The 20282-nt window shown below is 70.0% G+C and carries 20 protein-coding genes and 1 pseudogene; 8 read left to right on the top strand and 13 right to left on the bottom strand.

What is annotated here, in order from left to right; genetic code table 11:
- Positions 1 to 72: 72 nt before the first annotated feature.
- From ACFXIV_RS25835 to ACFXIV_RS25815, 5 genes are all read right to left on the bottom strand, one after another.
- Positions 73 to 807, bottom strand: coding sequence for an SDR family oxidoreductase (locus tag ACFXIV_RS25835; protein ID WP_379398374.1), 735 nt, complete (start codon positions 805 to 807; stop codon positions 73 to 75).
- 95 nt (positions 808 to 902) lie between these two features.
- The gene (locus ACFXIV_RS25830; protein WP_379398372.1) at positions 903 to 1055 is read right to left on the bottom strand and encodes a hypothetical protein; all 153 of its coding nucleotides are present in this window, start codon (positions 1053 to 1055) and stop codon (positions 903 to 905) included.
- A gap of 75 nt (positions 1056 to 1130) precedes the next feature.
- Entirely contained in the window at positions 1131 to 2024 is an 894-nt protein-coding gene (locus tag ACFXIV_RS25825; protein ID WP_379398370.1) for a LysR substrate-binding domain-containing protein, read from the bottom strand.
- 75 nt (positions 2025 to 2099) lie between these two features.
- A complete protein-coding gene (locus tag ACFXIV_RS25820; RefSeq protein ID WP_379398368.1) occupies positions 2100 to 2240 on the bottom strand; it encodes a hypothetical protein in 141 nt (46 codons plus the stop codon).
- Between the two features lie 313 nt (positions 2241 to 2553).
- On the bottom strand, positions 2554 to 3456 hold the full coding sequence (locus ACFXIV_RS25815; RefSeq protein WP_379398366.1) for a LysR family transcriptional regulator: 903 nt from the start codon (positions 3454 to 3456) through the stop codon (positions 2554 to 2556).
- A 131-nt stretch (positions 3457 to 3587) separates the two neighbouring features.
- Here ACFXIV_RS25815 and ACFXIV_RS25810 point away from each other — a divergent pair, with 131 nt between their 5' ends.
- Both ACFXIV_RS25810 and ACFXIV_RS25805 read left to right on the top strand, forming a co-directional pair.
- A complete protein-coding gene (locus ACFXIV_RS25810) occupies positions 3588 to 3899 on the top strand; it encodes an EthD family reductase (RefSeq protein WP_379398364.1) in 312 nt (103 codons plus the stop codon).
- 174 nt (positions 3900 to 4073) lie between these two features.
- Positions 4074 to 4238 (top strand): annotated as a pseudogene (locus tag ACFXIV_RS25805) (heat-shock protein HtpX); the annotation flags it as partial.
- Between the two features lie 276 nt (positions 4239 to 4514).
- Here the strand turns inward: ACFXIV_RS25805 and ACFXIV_RS25800 are convergent.
- From ACFXIV_RS25800 to npt, 3 genes are all read right to left on the bottom strand, one after another.
- Entirely contained in the window at positions 4515 to 4916 is a 402-nt protein-coding gene (locus ACFXIV_RS25800) for an ester cyclase (RefSeq protein WP_379398362.1), read from the bottom strand.
- 149 nt (positions 4917 to 5065) lie between these two features.
- Positions 5066 to 6019 carry a tRNA pseudouridine(55) synthase TruB gene (gene truB / locus ACFXIV_RS25795; protein ID WP_379398360.1) on the bottom strand — a complete coding sequence of 318 codons (954 nt, stop codon included), beginning with the start codon at positions 6017 to 6019 and terminating at the stop codon, positions 5066 to 5068.
- Positions 6019 to 6693: a 4'-phosphopantetheinyl transferase Npt gene (gene npt / locus ACFXIV_RS25790; protein WP_379398784.1), complete on the bottom strand. Its 675-nt coding sequence runs from the start codon at positions 6691 to 6693 to the stop codon at positions 6019 to 6021. The genes truB and npt overlap by 1 nt, the downstream gene beginning before the upstream one ends.
- Before the next feature lie 237 nt (positions 6694 to 6930).
- Here npt and ACFXIV_RS25785 point away from each other — a divergent pair, with 237 nt between their 5' ends.
- Genes ACFXIV_RS25785 through ACFXIV_RS25775 form a run of 3 tightly spaced genes read left to right on the top strand, consistent with a single transcriptional unit; the run spans position 6931 to position 10723 of the window.
- Entirely contained in the window at positions 6931 to 7476 is a 546-nt protein-coding gene (locus ACFXIV_RS25785; protein WP_379398359.1) for a (2Fe-2S)-binding protein, read from the top strand.
- Positions 7473 to 8480 (top strand): FAD binding domain-containing protein, encoded by a 1008-nt coding sequence (locus ACFXIV_RS25780; protein WP_379398358.1) that lies wholly within the window; start codon positions 7473 to 7475, stop codon positions 8478 to 8480. The genes ACFXIV_RS25785 and ACFXIV_RS25780 overlap by 4 nt, the downstream gene beginning before the upstream one ends.
- Entirely contained in the window at positions 8477 to 10723 is a 2247-nt protein-coding gene (locus tag ACFXIV_RS25775; protein ID WP_379398357.1) for a xanthine dehydrogenase family protein molybdopterin-binding subunit, read from the top strand. Before ACFXIV_RS25780 ends, ACFXIV_RS25775 begins: the two co-directional genes overlap by 4 nt.
- 70 nt (positions 10724 to 10793) lie before the next feature.
- Here the strand turns inward: ACFXIV_RS25775 and ACFXIV_RS25770 are convergent, their stop codons facing one another.
- The 4 genes from ACFXIV_RS25770 to ACFXIV_RS25755 all read right to left on the bottom strand — a co-directional run bounded on the left by ACFXIV_RS25770 (position 10794) and on the right by ACFXIV_RS25755 (position 16002).
- Complete coding sequence (locus tag ACFXIV_RS25770; protein ID WP_379398355.1) at positions 10794 to 11750, bottom strand: metallophosphoesterase family protein; 957 nt, start codon at positions 11748 to 11750, stop codon at positions 10794 to 10796.
- A gap of 85 nt (positions 11751 to 11835) precedes the next feature.
- The gene (locus tag ACFXIV_RS25765; protein WP_379398354.1) at positions 11836 to 12912 is read right to left on the bottom strand and encodes a hypothetical protein; all 1077 of its coding nucleotides are present in this window, start codon (positions 12910 to 12912) and stop codon (positions 11836 to 11838) included.
- A 243-nt stretch (positions 12913 to 13155) separates the two neighbouring features.
- On the bottom strand, positions 13156 to 14292 hold the full coding sequence (locus ACFXIV_RS25760; RefSeq protein ID WP_379398352.1) for a hypothetical protein: 1137 nt from the start codon (positions 14290 to 14292) through the stop codon (positions 13156 to 13158).
- Positions 14293 to 14319: 27 nt separating this feature from the next.
- Complete coding sequence (locus tag ACFXIV_RS25755; RefSeq protein ID WP_379398350.1) at positions 14320 to 16002, bottom strand: Hsp70 family protein; 1683 nt, start codon at positions 16000 to 16002, stop codon at positions 14320 to 14322.
- Between the two features lie 49 nt (positions 16003 to 16051).
- Between ACFXIV_RS25755 and ACFXIV_RS25750 the strand changes: the two genes are divergently transcribed.
- From ACFXIV_RS25750 to ACFXIV_RS25740, 3 genes are all read left to right on the top strand, one after another.
- Complete coding sequence (locus tag ACFXIV_RS25750; RefSeq protein WP_354839196.1) at positions 16052 to 16576, top strand: nucleotide exchange factor GrpE; 525 nt, start codon at positions 16052 to 16054, stop codon at positions 16574 to 16576.
- A 63-nt stretch (positions 16577 to 16639) separates the two neighbouring features.
- Positions 16640 to 17428 carry an SDR family NAD(P)-dependent oxidoreductase gene (locus tag ACFXIV_RS25745; protein ID WP_379398348.1) on the top strand — a complete coding sequence of 263 codons (789 nt, stop codon included), beginning with the start codon at positions 16640 to 16642 and terminating at the stop codon, positions 17426 to 17428.
- Positions 17425 to 18570, top strand: a complete 1146-nt coding sequence (locus ACFXIV_RS25740; RefSeq protein ID WP_379398346.1) for a Rieske 2Fe-2S domain-containing protein — start codon at positions 17425 to 17427, stop codon at positions 18568 to 18570. Before ACFXIV_RS25745 ends, ACFXIV_RS25740 begins: the two co-directional genes overlap by 4 nt.
- A 67-nt stretch (positions 18571 to 18637) precedes the next feature.
- On the opposite strand, the gene ACFXIV_RS25735 is transcribed toward ACFXIV_RS25740, so the two are convergent.
- Positions 18638 to 20008: an MATE family efflux transporter gene (locus ACFXIV_RS25735; protein WP_379398782.1), complete on the bottom strand. Its 1371-nt coding sequence runs from the start codon at positions 20006 to 20008 to the stop codon at positions 18638 to 18640.
- Positions 20009 to 20282: the final 274 nt, after the last annotated feature.

Genomic DNA, 20282 nt, shown 5'->3' with positions numbered 1-20282 from the left:
GCATGAGTACTCGGCTACTCGAATCGACGCGTCGGCAATCAGGCAGCATCCTGAGAACCACCGGCACCGAGATCAGACGAGGCGGTGCCCGCCGTCCACGTGCAGGACGGTGCCGGTGACGAAACCGTTGCCGATGACCGAAAGCACGGCGGCCGCAATGTCGTCCGGTCGACCCAACCGCCTGGCGGGCAGCTTCTCCGCCATGGCCGCCAGTCGTTCCTGCTTGTCCTCCCAGGGCATCGACTCCCAGATGTCGGTCAGCACCCAGCCGGGCGACACCGTGTTCACCCGAATCGGGCTCAGCTCCACCGCCAGCGCCCGCGTCAACCCCTCCAGCGCGGCATTCACCGCCGCCACCATGGCCCCGCCCACCGCCGGGCGGTAGGCGGCGATCCCGGAAATGAAGGTGAGCGAGCCGTTCTCCGTCAACCGCGCGTGCTTGGCCAGCAGCATCGACCCGATCAGCTTGGTCTCGAGAAAGCCGCGCCCGTGCTCGAAATCGAAGGTGGCGACGGGTCCGTACGCCCCGGCCAGATCGGCGGCGGTGGTGATCACATGATCGACGGTCCCGACGGTCTCGAACAACCGCGAAACCTGTTCCTCGTCAGCGACATCCGCGACGACGGCACTCACCTTCCCATCCCCGAGCTCCCGCACCGCGTCGGCCAGCCGCTGCTCCGACCGGCCGACGATGATCACCTCGTTGCCCGCCGCCAGCAGGGCGTCGGCGATCGCCTGGCCCATACCGGAGCCGCCGCCCACCACGACCGCCCGTCCGACCTGTGTTCCGAATCCGTTGTCTGTCATGCCATTCAGCAAACCGCCGGCGCGCACCCCGCGTCCACGACGCGCGGTCGAACAGCTGTGAGGCCGGGGCTAACACCGCAGGCCGGCCGCGTGCGTCAGGGCTGGAACGCCGCGAGCACGGCCTCCAGCGCCCGCTGGTCCGGGCCGGCGAACGCGGGCACCTCCGGCGCGGTGGCCGCCCGGTCGAACAGCCGCTCGTGCAGGCCCCGCCCGCGCCGGGGGCCCACGCCGTCGGCCCACACGGTCACCGCGCGATCCAGCAGGCGGCTGCGCCTGTCGCCGCCCGGATCGTTTCTCGAAGTCGAGGGCCGGGCGGGACCCGGTCAGCTGGAACCGAGGCGGAGGCCGCCGGCGAGGGCGTCGGCCATGGTGTGCAGCAGGGGGTTTCGGGTGGTGGTGCGCCAGGCGGCGGCGTAGGTGATGACCAGGGGGCGGGGTTGCAGCGGCCGCCAGACCAGGCCGGGGACCGTCGCGGTGCGGGCGGAGCCGACGCCGATGGCCCCGGGGCGGAGCGGAAGCAGCTGCAGCATCTGGGCGTGACTCATGGCGCTGTCGCTGAGGACGACGGTCGCACCCCGCTCGCGCAATTGCGACAGCACCGAGTCGTGGACCTCGGGGGCCGCGTCGCGGGCGAACATGATGAGCTCGTGGTCGCCGAGGTGCGCCGGTTCCACCGAAACCGCTGCCGCGAGCGGGTGTTCGCGGGACATGACGATGCCGAGCTCCTCGTCGGCGATGGGGGTGCAGGTGAGGTGATCGGCCAGCCGGACCGGCATGCGCAGCACGGCCAGGTCGACCTCCTCCCGATCCAGCAACCGCGCCTGGTCGCCGCTGGTACCGGTGGACAGCGCGATGCGCACCCCTGGCTGCCGGGCCTTGAGCAGCGCCTCGAGCCGACCCGGCAGCCAGGCGGGCGCGCCGTTCACGATGCCGAGGCGGAACACCGCATTGCCGGGCTGGGCGACCGCGCGAGTCTCGCGCAGCGCTGTCTCGGCCGCCTCCAGCACGTTCCGGGCGGTCTTCAACAGCACCTCACCCGCGGCCGTCAGCTCCACGCCATGACTGCCGCGGATCAGCAACGGTCCGCCGACCTCACGTTCGATGGCCCGGATCTGCTGGCTCAACGTCGGAGTGGAGATGAACAACCGCTCTGCCGCGCGCCGGAAATGCAGCTCCTCCGCCACCGCCACGAAATACCGCAACTGCCGCAATTCCACCCTTGAAGAGTAGGCGGCCATGCGGGTGCGAGGTTCATCTCCTCGGTGGTTCGGGTGGGCGATTCCGCCCGCACCTCACCGGCCCTGCGCTGCCAGCCAGGTCAGGGTGGCGTCGGCGATCTCGGCCCAGCCGTGGTCGATGGTCAGCGAGTGCCGGTGAACACCGACCGCGATCCGGCCACACCGCTGCTGCTGGTCGCCGGCGGCCAGGACCATACGGTCGTCCCCGAGGTCATCACGACCGCGACGCTGAAGCAGTACCGCCACAGCGACGCCCCCACCGAACTGCTCTCCGTCCACGTCCTCGATGCCGTGATCGGCGATCGACTCCGGCGCGGAACGGCGTCCGCCTGTCGAACTACACGGTCATCGAAGCCGCCTCCGCCGGAACTGTCGAGTTCACCGGGCGCATCAAATCGGTCGACCCGGCCGGCAAGACCGCCGTCGTCGTCATTACCGCGAAGTCCGCGGGCCGCAAGGTCTTCGGCCTCGCCACCGCCGACGTCCGTCTCGCGTGACCTGCTGCGCGTCAGTCCGGCAGCCAGTGCAGCTCGTGTGCCAGGGTTTTGGCGACGGTACGGATGCGGCGGTGTAGTGGTGACTGCACGCGCGGGAGAACCAGGTGGATGGTCAAGGTGGGTGCGCCCTGCAGCGGTCGCCACGTGAGACCGGCCGGTTGTGTCGTGACCGCGACTTCACCGGCCGGAGCGAGGGTGAGCCCGTCGCGTAGGTCGCGCTGAGACATGTCGAAAGAGACTGCGGGCGTGTGGAATCGGGGGTTCGGCCGGGTGTCGCGGAACAGTGCGGACAGCTGATCGTGGATCACGGGGTTGGCCGTACGGTCGGGGAGTCGCAGCGGATACGCGGCCGCATCGGCGATCTCGATCTCCGGGTGTTCGGCCAGCGGATGATGCTGTGCCAATTGGACCCCGACGCGCACACGCCGCAGCAGGAACCGGCGCACGCCACGACCCGGCTGTTCACCGCGGGTGATCCCCGCATCGATGCGGCCGTCGGCGACCGCGGGAGAGATCTCCGGTGTCGCCATCGGGACCGCGCCGACCTCGAGTCCCGGGCTGCTGCGAATGAGCCTGTCCACCAGGGCCGGCGCCGTCTCGGCCCCCGCGCTGAGGCTGTATCCGATGCGCAGCGTGCCCAGTTCACCGGCCCCCGCATTCCGGGCGGTGTCCCATGCCCGGTCCAGCGCCGCCAGCGCGGGCGGCGCGGACTCCGCCAAAGCCGCACCGGCCGTGGTCAATACGACGCTACGCGTGTTACGAACCAGCAGGCTCGTACCGAGTTCCGCCTCCAATCGGCGCATCCGGGCACTGAGTGCGGGCTGCGCGATACCGATCCGTGCGGCCGCGCGGGTGAAGTTCAACTCCTGCGCCAGCACCAGAAAGTACCGCAGGCTCACCGTATCCGGCGCCACATGCCCTCCCCCTCGATTGATAACGATCCGTTCTGAGCCTATCCCGTCCCGGTCTTTCCCTCGACCACACATCAAGCCCTAACCTGCACATATGACGATTCAACCGACCGCGGTAGATCCAGGAGGCAGTCATGCATAAGTTGGTGGTCCTATATCCCAAGCCCATCGACCCTGACCACTTCCGCGACTACTACGTGACCAACCACCTTCCGCTGGTCATGAATTGGCCCGGCCTGCTTGCGTGGCGCTACAGCTTCGACGTGGCGGCGACCAAGGGAGAAGCGCCGTATTTCGCGGTCTTCGAAGCCGACTTCGCTGACGCCGCCGCCATGGCCGCGGCGCGGGCGTCGGAGTACGGCCAGCGGGCGGCCGCCGATGTCGTCAACTACGCCACCGGCGGTGTGGTCGTCATCGACTATCCGGTGCAGGACGGCATCGGCTGAGGCAGGACGGTACGCTCCGGGACGCGTTCGGTCGGCCGTTGCGGCCGGGTCCGGCACTCGGCGGAACGCCGTTCGCGGTTGCCGGTTCGTTGAGCGTCAAAGGTAGGCCGATGTCCTGGCCGGATGTCACGGTGGTTGATGCGTGCGTGCGGCGCGACGGCCGGGGCGGCAGCCATGGGCTGCGGCGACACCTGCCCCTACTTCCCCGGAATCTCCTACCGCGACTGGAAACTCGACGACCCCGCCGGACAAGGCATCGACGCGGTCCGCCCCATCCGCGACCAGATCGAAGCCCACATCCGCGACCTGCTCACCGAACTCGGACTCGATCCCCGATGACCAGCCCAACACCTGTCGCGATTTGCTACAGTCACCGCGAAAGCCGCTGAGCTGCACAAACCTACGACCGAACCGCCTCAGACTCCCGGCAACCCCCAGAGAAACCGCCCGTGGTCGAGCTCGGACAGTTCGGTGCCCGCGGCGCCTCGCAGCAACCGGTCGACGAGATCGACCTGCCCGAGCCCGAACGCGTATTCGGCGGCCAGCAGCAGCCGTCTGCCCCGGGTCGGGGATTCGGTGCACAGCTGGGCGGCGCGCTCCAGCGCCCAGATGGCGCTACGCCCAGCCCGGACTCGGGGAGGGGGAGGGGGAGGTGACGGTGGCCCAGCGTTCGGCGATGCGGCGGCCCTGGAAGCGCCACAGCACGAAGCCCTGGAAGCTGAGCGGCTCCCCGGTGGCGCGGTCGGTCCAGCGCCAGATGTTGCGGCACATCACCCGGTCGCCCTCGGCGAGCATCTCCACCACCGTGACGTGCAGGTCGGGCATGGCCTCGTACATGCCGAGCATCATCTTCTCGTCGCCGATCAGGTCGGTGGGGCGGCCGCCGGGACCGTCGTGGTCGAGAAAGTCGGGGGTCATATTGCGGTGGATGACAGCGGCATTGCGCCGATTCACGAACTCCTCGAAATGGTCGGCGACGAACTGCTTCATGGATTCGAGGGAGAGATCGGTGGGCATCTTCGCCTCCTCTGCGCGACCGAGCGACCCTCTCCATGGTGCGCCCGGTCGCCCACGCGGCGTGCGGGATTGGGCAGCGCGGTGTCGGCGATTGGGCAGTGCCATGCCAGAAGAGATCGGGCGGTGCCACGCCAGAAGACCGGGCCGCCTCAGAGATTCGCGGGGCGGACCACCATGACCGAGGAGGCGCGTTTGCCCGATTCCTGGAGCAGCGCGATGGCGTGCCCCTCGGGATCGAGGGCGGCGTAGACGCCGGGCAGGCCGATCGGGTCCAGCCAGCGGCCGTTGCGCAGGTCTTCGGCCTGGGCGGCGGTGATGTCGCGGACCGGGAAGGCGGTGCGCACGGCGGTGTCGATGTCCAGGCTCAGCAGCGGTTCGCCCGCCTCGGCGGCCACGGCCAGCTGGTCCAGGGTGCGGGCGTGCTCGAGGGTGAAGGGGCCGACGCGGGTGCGGCGCAGCGCGGTGAGATGGCCGCCGACGCCGAGCTTTTCACCGAGGTCGCGGGCCAGGGCCCGGATGTAGGTGCCGGAGGAGCACTCCACCTCGACGTCGAGATCGACGAATCGGGTTGTGCCGGTGTCGATATCGCGGCGGGCGAGGACGTCGAAGCGGCTGACGGTGACGGGGCGCGCGGCCAGCTCCACGTCCTCACCGGCCCGGGCGCGGGCGTAGGCGCGTTCGCCATTGACCTTGATGGCGCTGACGGTGGCGGGCACCTGCTGGATGTCGCCGGTCAATGTGGCTATGTGCGAGGCGATCTCGGCGTCGGTGAGATGCCCGGCCGCGGTGGTCGCGGTGACCTCGCCCTCGGCGTCGTCGGTCACGGTGGATTGCCCGAGCCGGATGGTGGCGGTGTACGCCTTGGTGGTCAGGATCAGCTGCCCCAGCAGTTTGGTGGCCCGTTCCACACCCAGCACCAGCACGCCGGTGGCCATCGGGTCGAGGGTGCCGGCGTGCCCGACCTTCTTGGTGCGCAACAGCCTTCGGCTCTTGGCGACCACGTCGTGGCTGGTCCAGCCGCCGTCCTTGTCGACGATCAGCAGGCCGCCGAAGGCGTCGACCAGCGGCGGCAGCTTCTCGCGCTTGGCCTGCACCGCGCCCATCAGGCCTCCACGATCGCGGTCAGGATGAGGCCGTCGCTGATCAGCCAGCGGCCGTCGAACGAGGTCAGCGGACTGCCGCCGTCGGTGACCGAGCCGGGGACGAGCAGCTCGGTGTGGAAGGTGCCCGCGCCGCCGCCCGCGGACTCCTCGTCCACGGTGAAGGTGATGTGCGCGTCCTCGAAGCCCAGCCATCGGCCGGTGAGCGGGAACCACGCCTTGTAGGTGGCCTCCTTGGCGCAGAACAGCAGCCGGTCCAGATGCAGATCGGTGCCGGGCAGCACGGTCCGCAGCCACTGCCGCTCGGGCGCCAGGCTCACCGAGTCCAGGACGCCGTCCGGCAGCTGACCGTGCGGTTCGGCATCGATGCCGATGGACCGGAAGCGCAGTTTGTGGCCGAGCGCGGCAGCCCGGTAGCCGTCGCAGTGGGTGAGGCTGCCGACGATGCCGCGCGGGAACACCGGTTCACCGGTGCCCCCCTTGCCGATGGCGACGGCGGGCTCCCCCAGCTGGGCCAGCGCCTGCCGGGCGCAGTAGCGCGCGCCGATGAAGTCCCGGCGCCGCTTCTCGACCGCGCGGGCAATCAGGTGCTCCTCGCCGGGGTGCGGTTTCAGGTCCTCCGGGTACGCCGTCAGTTCGGCCGCAGCGACCCCGTTGGGCACAATCCTGCCGAGTATGCGCGCCGACTCCGTCGCCGCGACCGCCCGCTCCTCGATGACCCGCCTCCTGCTCGCTTCCGGCACTGCCGAATCGAGCCTACCGGGCGGGCGCGGGCGGCTCCGCCGGTCATCGGGGAGCGCTCTTCGCCGGACACCGCCGCGGGTCCGTTGCTAGGCTTTTGCCAGCTCATATCCAATCCGCAGTCCGCAACCATCGCGGCGCTCCCGGCGAGTCCGCGAGGCAGGAGGCGCGATATGACCGTCGAACCATCGAAGCGGACCGGCTCCGCGCCGGCCGGATTCATCGGGCCCACCCGCACCATGACCACCCTGCGCGTCAACGGCCACGACCACTACACGGTGCTCGAACCCCGCACCAGCCTGCTGGACGCACTGCGCGAGCACCTGCACCTGACCGGCACCAAGAAGGGCTGCGACCAGGGCGCCTGCGGCGCCTGCACGGTGTGGATCGACAATCGGCGGGTGCTGGCCTGCCTGACCCTGGCGCTGGCCGCCGAGGGCCGCGAGATCACCACCATCGAGGGCGTGGCCGACGGGGACCGGCTGCATCCGGTGCAGCGGGCTTTCCTGGCGGCCGACGGATTCCAGTGCGGCTACTGCACTCCCGGCCAGATCATGTCGGCCATCAAGTGCATCGAGGAGGGCCACGCCGAATCCGAGGCCGAGATCGCGGAGTGGATGAGCGGCAATATCTGCCGGTGCGCGGCCTACCAGAACATCCGGGAGGCCGTCCGCCAGGGCCGGGATGCCCTGCGGCGCGAGGAGGGTGAGCTGCCGTGAAACCCATCTCCTACGCCCGGCCGACCACCGTCGAACAGGCGGTGAGCACCGTGACCTCCAGGCCCGCAACGGTTTTCCTGGCGGGCGGCACCACCCTGGTGGACCTGCTGCGCACCGGCGCGCTGGAACCGGACAATGTCGTGGACATCACCTGGCTGCCGCTGGGCGGAATCCAGCACACCGCCGACGGCGGGCTGCGCATCGGCGCGCTCGCCACCATGAGCGAGGTCGCGGCGGAATCCGGTGTGGCCGAACGCTATCCGTTCCTGTCGCAGGCTTTGCGCCAGGGGGCGTCGGCGCAGTTGCGGAACATGGCGACCATGGGCGGCAACCTCATGCAGAAGGTGCGGTGCTCGTATTTCCGGGATCCCGCCGGCGCCTGCGACAAGCGCGATCCCGGGTCGGGCTGCGATGCGATCGACGGATTGCACCGGGGGCACGCGGTGCTCGGGACCGGGCAGCGGTGCTTCGCCACCCACCCCTCGGATGTGGCGGTCCCGTTGACGGCCCTGGAGGCGACGGTCACCGTGTGGGGTCCGCGCGGGGAACGCACGATCGCCTTCGACGACTTCTTCCTGCTGCCCGGCCGCACCCCGCAGCTCGAGCATCCGATCGCCCCCGATGAACTGATCACCCGCGTCGATGTGCCCGCACTGCCGTTCGCCCGCAACTCGCACTATCTGAAGGTGCGCGACCGGGAGTCCTACGAGTTCGCGCTCGCCTCGGCGGCGGTCGCGCTGAGCGTCGCCGACGGCACGGTGCTGGATGTGCGGATCGGGCTGGGCGGTATCGCGACCAAGCCGTGGCGGGCCCGGATCGCCGAGCAGTTGCTGATCGGGGTGTCCGCGACCCGGGAGAACTTCGACAAGGCCGCGGCGACCGAAGTACAGGGCGCGGACACCTCGCATCCCATGAACGCGTTCAAGGCGGAACTGGCGCGGCGGACGCTGGTGCGGGCGCTGGAAACGGTGTCACCGCAACCGCTTTCGGGAGCGACGCGATGACCGCCACCGCAGCCCGGCCGCTGATCGGGCAGGGATTCGATCGGGTCGACGGGCGCGCCAAGGTCACCGGGGCGGCGCAGTACACCGCCGAGGTGCCGCTGGCCGGGCTGGCGCACGCGGTGATCGTGGGCGCACGGATCGGCAGCGGCACAGTGCTTTCCATCGACAGCGAGCCCGCGCTCGCGGCGGGGGCGGTCGCGGTCTACACGCACGAGAATCTGCCGAAGGTGGCGGCCATCCCGTCGCAGTGGCCGTCCGGCTTCGGCGGGCCCGCGCCCGGGCAGACCTTCTTCCCCTTGCAGGACACCACGATTCACTACTACGGCCAGCCGATCGCCGTGGTGGTCGCGGATACCTTCGAGTGCGCGCAGCACGCGGCCGAGCTCGTGACGGCCGACTACGACGCGCAGCAGCCGCTCATCCGGCTCGAGGACGGACGCGACGCGCAGTATCAGCCGAAGACGGTGTTCTGCGGTCTCGTCCCGGCCGTGCAGTCGCGCGGGGACTTCGAGGCGGCGGCCGACGCCGCGGTCCACACCGTCGACGCCACTTACCATTTCGCCGCCAACCACCACAATCCCATCGAGTGCTCGGCCACCGCGGCGAGCTGGGACGGCGACACCGTCACCGTGTACGACGCCACCCAGGGCGTGAGCGCCACCCAGGCCACGGTGGCCGCGTACCTGGGCATCTCACCCGCGAATGTGCGAGTGGTCGCGCACTATGTGGGCGGCGGCTTCGGCGGCAAGGCCCTGATCTGGCCGCATGTCACGCTCGCGCCCATGCTCGCCCGGGAACTGGGCCGCCCGGTCAAGGTGGTGCTCACCCGCGAGCAGATGTTCTACGGCACCGGATTGCGGGAGGAACAGGAGCAGCGGGTCACGCTGACCTGCGACGGCCAGGGGACCTTCACCGGGTTGCGGCACCACAAGCTGTCCGTCACCTCACCGTTCGACGACTGGGCCGAGATGTCGCTGGGCGTGGCCGGGCAGGCGTACGCGATTCCGCACTGGGACGGGCAGTATCGCCTCATTCGCGGCAACCTCATGTCGCCGACGTTCACGCGCGGGCCCGGCGAGGCCTCCGGCATGCTCGCCATGGAGTGCGCCGTCGACGAGCTGGCCGCCGCCATCGGCATGGACCCGATGGCATTGCGGTTGCACAATCATGCCGCCATCGACCCGGCGAGCGGGCATCCGTGGAGTTCCGACGGGTACGCCGAATGCGTGCGGACCGCCGCCGAACGCTTCGGCTGGTCCGGTGAGACCGGGCGCGGCACTCCGCGCGCCGACGGCCACTGGCTGCTGGGCTGGGGCATGGCCACCGCCGGATACCCGGTGTACGAGCCGGGACAGCCGCAGCGCGCCCATGCGCGGCTGCTCGCCGACGGGGCGCTGATCGTGCAGGCGGGTACCCAGGACTTCGGCACCGGCGTGGCCACCGCCATGGCGCAGGTCGCCGGGGACGCCCTGGGCGTCGAATTCGACCGCATCCGAGTCGATATCGGCGACACCGACTACCCGAACATCGCGGCGGCCGTCGGATCGATGGGTGCGGGCATGATCAGCGCGGCCGTGCACACCGCGTGCACCGATCTGCGCGGGCAGTTGATCGCGCTCGCGGTCGGCGATCCGGAGTCGCCGCTGCACGGGCGGATCGCCCCGGAGATCGAGGCGCGCGGCGGGCGGCTGCGGGCGCGCTTCAATCCCGCTGTCGGCGAGACGTATTCGGCGCTGCTGACCCGCCACCATCTCACCGACCTGGAGACCATCGGCACCTGGCACCCGCCGACCGGCGATCTGCCGTTCGGGCGCATCAGTTTCGGCGCGCAGTTCGCCGAGGTGGCGGTGGATCCGGAACTCGGGCTGGTCCGGGTGCGGCGCATGGTGGGGGCCTTTGCGCCCGGGCGGGTGCTCAATGCCAAGCTGGCGCGCAGCCAGGTGCTGGGCGGCATGAACTGGGGGCTGTCGCAGGCGCTGCTGGAGGCGACGCTGCCGGATGCGCGCACCGGCGCGTGGGCCAATCCGTCACTGCTGGAATACCTGCTGCCCGTCAATGCCGACGCACCGGAGGTCGACATCTCCTTCGTGGAGGTCAACGACTCGATCGTCAACCCGCTGGGTGTGAAGGGGCTCGGCGAGCTCGGCATGATCGGCGCGGCCGCCGCCATCGTGAACGCGATCGCGCACGCCACCGGTAAACGTATCCGCGAGTTCCCGGTGCGCATCGAACACCTGCTCTGAAAACCGGTGTCTCACCGGTGGATCGGGCCGGCCGCCGCGGCAAGCGGCCGGCCCGATGCCCCATCGGGTGTCAGGCCAGGCCGCGGCGGCGTTCGGCGGCTTCCTTCATCTTCAGGGCGGCGGCCTGCATTTCGGGGGTGATCTTGAAGTGGCCGCCCCACTCGTTGAGGGTGTCGCCGTAGTCGGGGACGGGGAGGATCTGGCGCAAGAGTTTGTCGGGGAGGCCGCGGCGCTGCCATTCGCGGGGGTAGCCGAGGGAGACCTCTTCGAAGCGGACGCCGTCGTACCAGGTGGTACGGGGGATGTGGAGGTGGCCGTAGACCGCGCAGACCACGTTGTAGCTGGTGTGCCAGTCGGAGGTGAGGTCGGTGCCGCACCACAGGGAGAACTCCGGGTACCACATCATGTCGACCGGCTTGCGCAGCAGCGGGAAGTGGTTGATCAGCACCAGCGGGGTGTCGGCGGGCAGGGCGTCGAGGCGGCGCTGGGTGTACTGGACGCGGGCGTGGCACCAGGCGTCGCGCGTCAGGTACGGCTCGGCCGAGAGCAGGAACTCGTCGGTGGCCACCACATTGCGGTCCTTGGCGATGGCCAGGCCCTCGGCCTTGGTCCTCGCGCCCTCCGGCAGCCAGGAGTAGTCGTAGAGCATGAACAGCGGGGCCAGGGTGACCGCGCCGCCGAACTCCTCCGCGCCCGCGCCCTCCCACACCGGGAACGGGTCCTCCGGTGTGACGACGTCCACATCGCGGCACAGCGAGACCAGGTAGTCGTAGCGGGCCGCGCCGTGCATCTGCACGGGATCCTTTGCAGTGGTCCACAATTCGTGATTACCGGGCACCCAGATGACCTTGGCGAAGCGGCCGCGCAGGGTCTCCAGGGCCCAGCGGATGTCATCGGTCTTCTCGCCCACGTCACCGGCCAGGATGAGCCAGTCCTCGGGGGAATCCGCGCGGATCGCCTCGACCACCGGTTTGTTGCCCTGATGACCGACATGGATGTCGCTCACCGCCATCAACTTCGGAATCACCCAGCTCCGCCTCTCTGTTCGCGACCGGTCCTCGCAGCAACAGACCCGGCCCCCACCAGATTCCCATGCGGGGCGACAGCGGCTCTCAGCGCACCCAGCGAATCCGGGCGTCCGGGCCGAATCCAGTGGCGACAGTGAGAGTTCCGGTGGCATCGCGCCGGCAGGAAGCCACGGCGACGTGACAGGGCCGCGGGACCTCGGACGGGATCCGCACCCCGCCGTCGATCTCGTAGCGCATATTGGTGACCTTCCACCGGCGCGCCCGGGGATCCTCGGGATCCACCGGCGGGGCGTCGGGGCGGGCCACCACCATCACCTCGGTGATGCCGATCGGCCATTCGAAGACCAGCAGCCCGCGCTGTTCGGTCAGGCTGCGCACGGTGGGCATACCGCTGGGCCGGTCGCCATCGGGCCCGCCACCCGCGGCATCCGGCTCGCCGCCCTGGGCCGGATCGCGGCCCGAATCCCCATCGGACCGGGCCATTTCGGAGGTCCGGCCGGAGACGGACGCCACCACCCCGTACACCGGCACCGGCCCGGTCGGCGCCCCGCCGTCCTCCAGCGCGGTACCGCGGGTGCGGCCCACCACCCGCCACGACCCGTCGCCCAGCAGCCGCGTGACCCGGTACTCCACCTGCGTGGTCCGCGACGGGAGCCAGGCGATCACCACCGTCCCGTCCGGCTTGCGGCTCACCGTCACCGTTCCCGGCGCGCCCACCTGCAATTCGGCCAGCGCCGCCAGCGCCTCGGCATGGTCGGCGCACACCTCGAGCACGGCCCGCACGGCCTGCATGCGCAGTCCCGGATCCGACGGCAGCGCCTCGAACAGCCGCCCCGCCTCCATCACCGCCGCCCGCGCCCGCCCGATCAGCAACTCCCGGCCGGCTCCCCGCGGATCGGGATTGGGCACATCCGCCGCCCGCCGATCCAGGAACTCCAGATGCTCGCCCAGCGCCTCCACGAACCGCCGCCCCGCACAACAGGACACGGCCGCCCGCCAGTGCACGGCCGCCTCCGCCAGCACCCGCTCGACCTCTTCCCCCACCGCCCGCACCGATCGCGCCCCCAGACTGTCGTCCCCGACCCCGCGCCGCGCATCGGTGACGAATCCGGCCGCCTCCCTGGGCCGTCCCGCCCGCAGCGAGGCCCGCGCCGCCCGCAACGCCGCCTCCCACGGCCGCCCCGCACCCGCACCGCCCGCCTCGCCCGTATAGGGCGTCCGCTGCCACTGCGCCGCCTCCGGCGCCTCTCCACGACCTCGAACTGGTGCGCCACCGCCCGAATACCGTGGCCCGCCACCGGTTCCCGACGAGCCGCCCGCGCTTCCGGCAGCGGTCGCCGCATCGCGGTCCGGGCCGAAGCCACCCGCCGAGTCGCCGGTGTCGGAGGCGGCCGGACCCTCACCCTAAGGGTTGCTCGCGGGGTCGCGGCCGAATTCGCTTCCGGCGGCCGCGCCGGTCCCCGATGGAGCACCATTCCCCGTCGAGTGGGTCGAAGTCGTTGTGGCGGAGCTGGTCTGCGCGGGAACACTGGGGCGGGGCGGGGCGGCGAGGTGTTCGCGGCCTTCGACGGTGGTGCCGAGTTCGTCGGTGAGGGTGATGAGAATGCGTTCCGCGGCGGCGCGGCCGAGGCCGGTGGCGATGGCGACGCCGAGCAGGTAGTCGAAATCCGCTGCTACCAGGAGGTCTTCGACGAGTACGGCGGCGCGGACCTGGGGGCGGAGCTGGTCGGTGACCGTCTCGGTGATGGCGAGGAGGTAGGCGTCGACCATGGCGCCGCCGGGCTCGAGGATGTCGCCGATATGGATGAGGAGTTCGTCGAGGACCACGCGGATCCGGCCGGGCGGCAGTTCGCGGGTGCGGGCGCGCAGGGCGCCGGCGCGCAGGCGGATCTCGTTGGTGTGGTGGGCGGCGGCGAATTCCATGCCGAGCAGGGCCAGCAGGGTGGGGACCGGATCGCCGGGAAGCAGGCGCTCGTATTCGGCGAGGAGCGCGCGGATCTGCCGGCGGCGTTCGGAACTCAGGGCGGGCGCGGCGGGCGGCGATGCCGGCGCGGGCGCCTCGTCGATGATGCGGTGGCGGCGCACCCGGGCGGCGATCTCGGCCACGGTCAGCCCGCCCATCCGGCCTATGTCCTCGAGGCCGGGGATCTTCGCGGCGGGAATGCCGCCGTGCCGCGCCACCAGCCGCTCGATGGCGGCGTCGAGCATCTCGTAGCGCTCGGCCTCCCGCCGGGCCCGCAACTGCGTCACCCGATCGGCCTCGACGAGCCGGGAACCGGTGTGCAGCAAAGGTTCCGAGAGTTCGGCGTGCGCGTCCACCAGCAGCCCGGCCAGCACCCGGTACTTGGGATGGTCGCGCAGCTTCTGCCAGAACGCCCAGACCGCCTCGACCCGCGCCGCCACCTCGGCGTCGCTCAGTCGCGCGGCCTCCGCGAGCGGAATGTCGTACAGCTCGAAGGCATCCGACTCACCGAGCCCGCCCCGGCGTTCGACGGCTGCGAGGACGCGCTTGCGGTAGTCATTGGAATCGAAGGCATGCATGGCTTGTCGTCGGACAGCGTATACCGGTCAGGAGTTGCGACGCCGGGTGCGCTGCAACTGATCCAGTTCGCGCTCCACATCCGCCTGCGACAGGGTGGCCCCGGTCTGCACCGAAAGCGTCAGCGGCAGATCGGCATCCACATGGTAGGCGGTCACGTGTAGCACGCCGTCGAATCCCATCTCGAAGGTCACCCGGACTTCACTGCCCTCCGGATACCCGGGTGGAATGTCCCGAATCCTGCCCTCCACCAACACCTTCGTGTCCTCGGGCCGGGTCGACGCCGCCTGCCCCTGCTGCTCCACGATGGTCAGCTCGATCTGATCCTGGTCCGCCCGCACCGTCCCGTAGGACCGCCGCACGCGAATGGGCAGGGTCTGATTGCGATGCACCAGCCAGCTGGCAGCCAGCCCGTTGAACGGATCCAGCGCCAGCACCCCGAAGCCACGCGACACCACCGTGTCCACCTGGATCTCGATCATGCGGCGCACCAGGCTCACCGGCTGCCCGAACGAATCGGCCACTCGCGCCAGCGAGGCCTCCAGATCAACCGGATCCGCCTCGCTCAGCCCGGCGCCGTCGCGTAGTCGCCCACGGGTCGCCAGATCCGCGGCCACCAGCCGCTCCATCTCCAGCTTCTCGCCGTAGAGCGCGGCCCCGCGCGCCACCGACAGATCCGGATCGCGCAGCTCACCGATCAGCCCGAATTCCTTGTGCAGCTGCTCGGCCACCATCGGCATCCGCGACGAGCCGCCCACCAGCAGCAGCCGATCCACCTGCCGGACCCCGCGCTGCCCGGCCGCGGCCAGCACCGCCTTGGTGAGATCCACCGTGCGCCGCATGAGCGAGGCGGTCATGGCCTCGAGTTCGTCGCGGGTCAGCGGGATCACCGCCCGCGCGCCGTCGTGCGCGATCACCACCTCGGTGCTGTCGGCGGTGGTGAGCTCACGTTTGGCCTGCTCGGCCGCCAGCACCAGCAGCTGCGAGCCGACCGAATCGTCCAGGGGGTCTTCGGCATCCGGATTGGCGGCGCAGAACTGCTGGGACAGGTGCAGCGCCAGCCGCTCGTCCCAGTCCGCGCCGCCGAGCTGATGATCGCCCTCCACGGCCAGCACCGAGATGCGGCGGTCGGCGAGTTCGATGACGGTGGCGTCGAAGGTGCCGCCCCCGAGGTCGTAGACCAGCACGGTCTCGCGCGCCGGCGACGCGCCGATCTCGATGCCGCCGTCCAGCCGCCCGAAACCGTAGGACAGCGCCGCCGCGATGGGCTCGGACAGCACGCCCGCCACCTCGAATCCGGCGTAGGTGCCGGCCTGGATGGTGGCCCGGCGCTCCTCGTCGCCGAAGTAGGCGGGCACCGTGATCACCACCCGCCGCACCGGTTCGCCGCCCGCGAATTCGGCATCGGCGGCAAGGCTTTTCAGAATGAGGGAGGAGACCGCGGGCGCCGACCACAGCTGCCCGTGTGCGCCGAACCGCCACTCCGCATCTCCCATGCGGCGTTTCACCAGCGTGCACACGTGATCGGGATCGAGGCGGGCCTGCCGGCGCGCACCCTCCCCCACCACATGGTCGGTGGCGGAGGCGAACAAGACGACAGACGGGACGGTCGGTTCCCCATTGAGCCCGATCAGCACCTCCGGCCGGCCGTCTGCGTCAATCGTCGCAATTGCCGAATTCGTTGTGCCCAGATCGATTCCATAGACCCCCACGACGGCGATGGTAGCAGCCGGGACCGACTACCGGGTCTATCGTTCGAGCATGACCGATCCAGCCCCGGCGGCCACCCTCCCGGCCCTGCCCGCAGTGCCCGCCCCGACCGACCTACCGGCCACGACACTCGACCGCATCACCGAACGCATCGACGACCTGGCCCGCGTCATCGCCCGGCAGGCCGCCACCATCGAGCGACTGGCCGATGAGGCGAAACTGAAGATCCGCGACGAGCGCGCAGAAGCCGACGCTCCCCTGATCCGCGACCTGTTCGCCCTGCACGGCCTGGCCCAGACCTTCGCCTCCACCACCGATTCGGAGCCGGACCGCCAGGGCTTCGAGACCATGAGCCGCCGGGTCGAGCGCATGCTGGCCGAGCGGGGCGGTGAGCTGGTGACGCCGTTCCGGGGCACGGACTTCGATCCGGACACCATGGAGGCCGCCGAGCTCACCGACACCGACGATCCGGCCGCCGACCGGACCGTGGAGTCGGTCATCCAGCCGGGGCTGACGATAGGAGATCGGTCCATCCGGCCCGCGAAAGTCGTTGTGCGCCGGTATCGCAGGGCCTGACCGGCCCCCGCCGCCCGAAACTGACACTTGTTCTATTAAGCGAAGGTGCTTAACCTCGGGCGCATGACCTATTCCGTTGTCACCGCGATCGTCACGGGTGCCGCCTCCGGCATGGGGAGAGCGCTCGTGACCAGGTTGCTGCAGCGCGGCGCGTGCGTCTATGCCGTCGACCGCGCGGTGGCGGGCCTGGACTCCCTGGCCGCGAGCAGCACCGGCGGCCTCACCACCATGGTCGCCGACGTCACCGACCGCGAGGCCCTCGCCGACGTGGTCGAGCGCGCCGTCGCCGAGCACGGGCGGCTCGACTTCATGTTCAACAATGTCGGCATCGTGGTCGGCGGCGATTTCGCCAAGATGACCGATATCGCCTGGAACCAGATCGTCGACGTCAACTTCTGGGGCGTCGTGCACGGCACCCAGCTCGCCTACGCGCGCATGCTCGAACAGGGCGGCGGGCACATCGTCAATACCGCCAGCAGCGCGGGCGTCCTGCCGGTGGCGCGATCGGTCGCGTACACCGCCACCAAGCACGCCGTGGTCGGCCTGAGCACCGCGCTGCGCGCCGAGGCCGCCGCACACGGCATCAAGGTCAGCGTGGTGCTGCCGGGCGTGGTCGACACCGGCATCTTCGACAGTGCCGTGAACCTGCCCGGCTACGACTACCGCGCCTCCATCGACAAGCTGCCCTTCGCCAAGGTGAAGCCGCTCGCCGCCGCCGACGCGATTCTCGACGGCGTCGCGAAGAACAAGCAGTACATCAGTTTTCCCGCCTACAACCGCCTCATCATCGGGCTCAACAGACTCCTGCCCGACGTGATGGCGCCGATCATCAATCGCGGAGGACGCCCATGAAACAGCAGTATCGCAGCATCGATGTCGGCGAGCCGATGACCCGATTCGCCCGGGGCTGGCACTGTCTCGGGCTGGCCGAGAGCTTCCGGGACGGAAAACCACACTCGGTCAACGCCTTCGGCACCAAACTGGTGATCTGGTCCGACAGCAAGGGCGAACTGCACGCCCTCGACGGGTACTGCCGGCACATGGGTGCGGACCTCGCCTACGGCACCGTCAAGGACGACAATATCGCCTGCCCCTTCCACGATTGGCGCTGGCGCGGCGACGGTAAGTGCGCCGCCATCCCCTATGCCCGCCGCGTTCCGCCTTTGGCGCGCACCAGATCCTGGATCACCTGCGAGGAAAACGGGCAGTTCTTCGTGTGGAACGATCCCGAGGGCAATCCGCCGCCGCCCGAGGTCGCGATCCCGCACATCGAGGGCATCGACACCGGCGAGTGGAGCGACTGGGACTGGAACACCCTGCTCATCGAGGGCTCGCACTGCCGCGAAATCATCGACAACAACGTCGATATGGCGCACTTCTTCTACATCCACTACGCGTACCCGGTGTATTTCAAGAATGTGTTCGAAGGACACGTCGCGACGCAGTTCCTGCACTCCAAGGGTCGGCCGGATGTGCACGCGAAGTCGAACTACTCGCAGGAGATGTCGCTGTTGCGTTCGGAGGCTTCGTATTACGGGCCGTCCTACATGATCAACACCCTGCACAACGATTTCGGCGACAGCACCGTCGAGGTGGTGCTCATCAACTGCCACTACCCGGTGACGCACAATTCCTTCGTCCTGCAGTGGGGTGTGAGCGTGCAGCGCATCAAGGGCCTGCCGCCGGAGAAGTCGGAGAAGCTGGCCAAAGCGTTCGGCAAGAGCTTCGGCGTCGGATTCCTGCAGGACGTGGAGATCTGGAAACACAAGACCCGCATCGACAATCCGCTGCTGACGCAGGAGGACGGGCCGGTCTACCAGCACCGGCGGTGGTACGAGCAGTTCTATGTCGATGTCGCCGACGTGAAGCCGGAGATGACCGACCGATTCGAATACGAGGTCGACACCACCCACGCCAACGAGAACTGGCAGGCCGAGGTCGCCGAGAACCTCGCAAGGCAGGTCGCCGCCCAGGCGAACGGCGCGGCCGACTAGCTCGACGGCGGCCGGGGCGCGTTCCCCGCCTCGGCCGCCGATCCAACTGCCGCCGAACGCATTTCGCCTAGGCGGCGCGGCGCGGCACCTCGGCTCCGACCCGCGCCCAGCGTCCGGACAGCGCCCGCCAGCTGACGGCGACCAGGCGCAGCAGCATGAAAGCGACCAGCCCGGTCCAGATTCCGCCGATCCCCCAGTCGTAGGCCAGCGACAGCCAGATCATCGGCAGGAACCCCAGCAGCGCCGACCCCAGCGTGGCATTGCGCAGGAACGCGGCATCGCCGGCGCCGAGCAGCACGCCGTCGAGCGCGAACACCACGCCCGCCACCGGGATCATGGCGACGAAGAACCACCACACCACGTGGGTGCGATCCAGCACCGACGGATCATCGGTGAACAACCGCGGGATCACCGAGTATCCGGCCGCGAACACCGCCGCCAGCAGCACCGAGAAGACGGTCGACCAGCCCGTGATCCGCCGTGCCAGACCCTGTGCGCCGCGCGCGTTTCCGGCCCCGAGCGCCGCACCCACCAGGGTCTGCGCCGCGATCGCCAGCGAATCCAGGGTCAGCGCAAGGAAATTCCAGATCTGCAGCACCAGCTGATGCGCCGCCACGGATGCCGCCCCGAACCGCGAAGCCACCGCCGCCGCCGACACGAACGACGCCTGGAACGCCAGGCTCCGCACGATCAGATCCCGCCCCAGCACCAGCTGCGCCTTCATGATCTCGAGATGCGGTGCGAGCGGCACCTTCGCCCGCCACAGCGCACTCACGAACAGCGCACCGGAAATCGACTGCCCCACCAGATTCGCGACCGCCGACCCCGTCAGCTCCATGCGCGGCGCCCCCAGCAGCCCGTGCACCAGCGTCGGGCACAGCACCCCTGAAACCACCAGCCCCGCAACCACATACATCAGCGGCCGCCGAGTCTGCTGCACCCCGCGCATCCACCCGTTCCCCGCCATCGACAACAGGATCAGCGGCACCCCGAACAACGCGATCCGCACCCACGACTCCGCCGCCCGCGCGATGTCGTCCCCACCCGCGATGGCCCGCGTGATCGGCCCCGCGAAGATCTGCACCACCAGCACGATCGCCAACCCCACGCCCACCGCGATCCAACTGGCCTGCACCCCCTCGACTACAGCCGCCCGCTCATCCCCCGCCCCATGCCGCCGCGCAGCCCGAGCCGTCGTCCCATAACTCAAGAACGTCAACTGCGAACCGACCTGCGCCAGTATCAATCCCCCGACGGCCAGCCCGGCCAACGCCAAGGCCCCCAGCCGCCCCACCACCGCCATATCGAACAGCAGATAAATCGGCTCAGCGACCAGTACCCCCAGCGTCGGCACCGCGATCCCGAGAATCCGCCGCGGCCCGGCCGCCGCAGCCTCAGCGCCCCGCACCGCCGCCGCGTCCTCCGCCGACGCGGCCATGAAGGCCGGGTCCTCCCCGCCACCATCCACCACGCCGGCACTGCTCATCCGCCCACCATCCCACACCACCCCGACCCAGCCGCACCGCACCGCCCCGCGCTCGAACCCGCCGATCCGCCTGTCACCACTGCTTTTGCAGATCCCGCAAGCAGCGAGACCGTGCCGCCGGCCACCGATCGAGATCCATAGCCAAGCAAATATATGTCCGTGTCCGCATCCGACTCACCAGCGGCGTTCTCGCCGATCGGCTTCGGCTGAGTCAGCGGACCAGGTT

This window comes from Nocardia sp. NPDC059236 (genome assembly GCF_042754085.1).
Lineage (GTDB): Bacteria > Actinomycetota > Actinomycetes > Mycobacteriales > Mycobacteriaceae > Nocardia.
The sequence above is the reverse complement of the archived record's forward strand: the minus strand, read 5'-3'. Positions and strand labels throughout refer to the sequence as shown.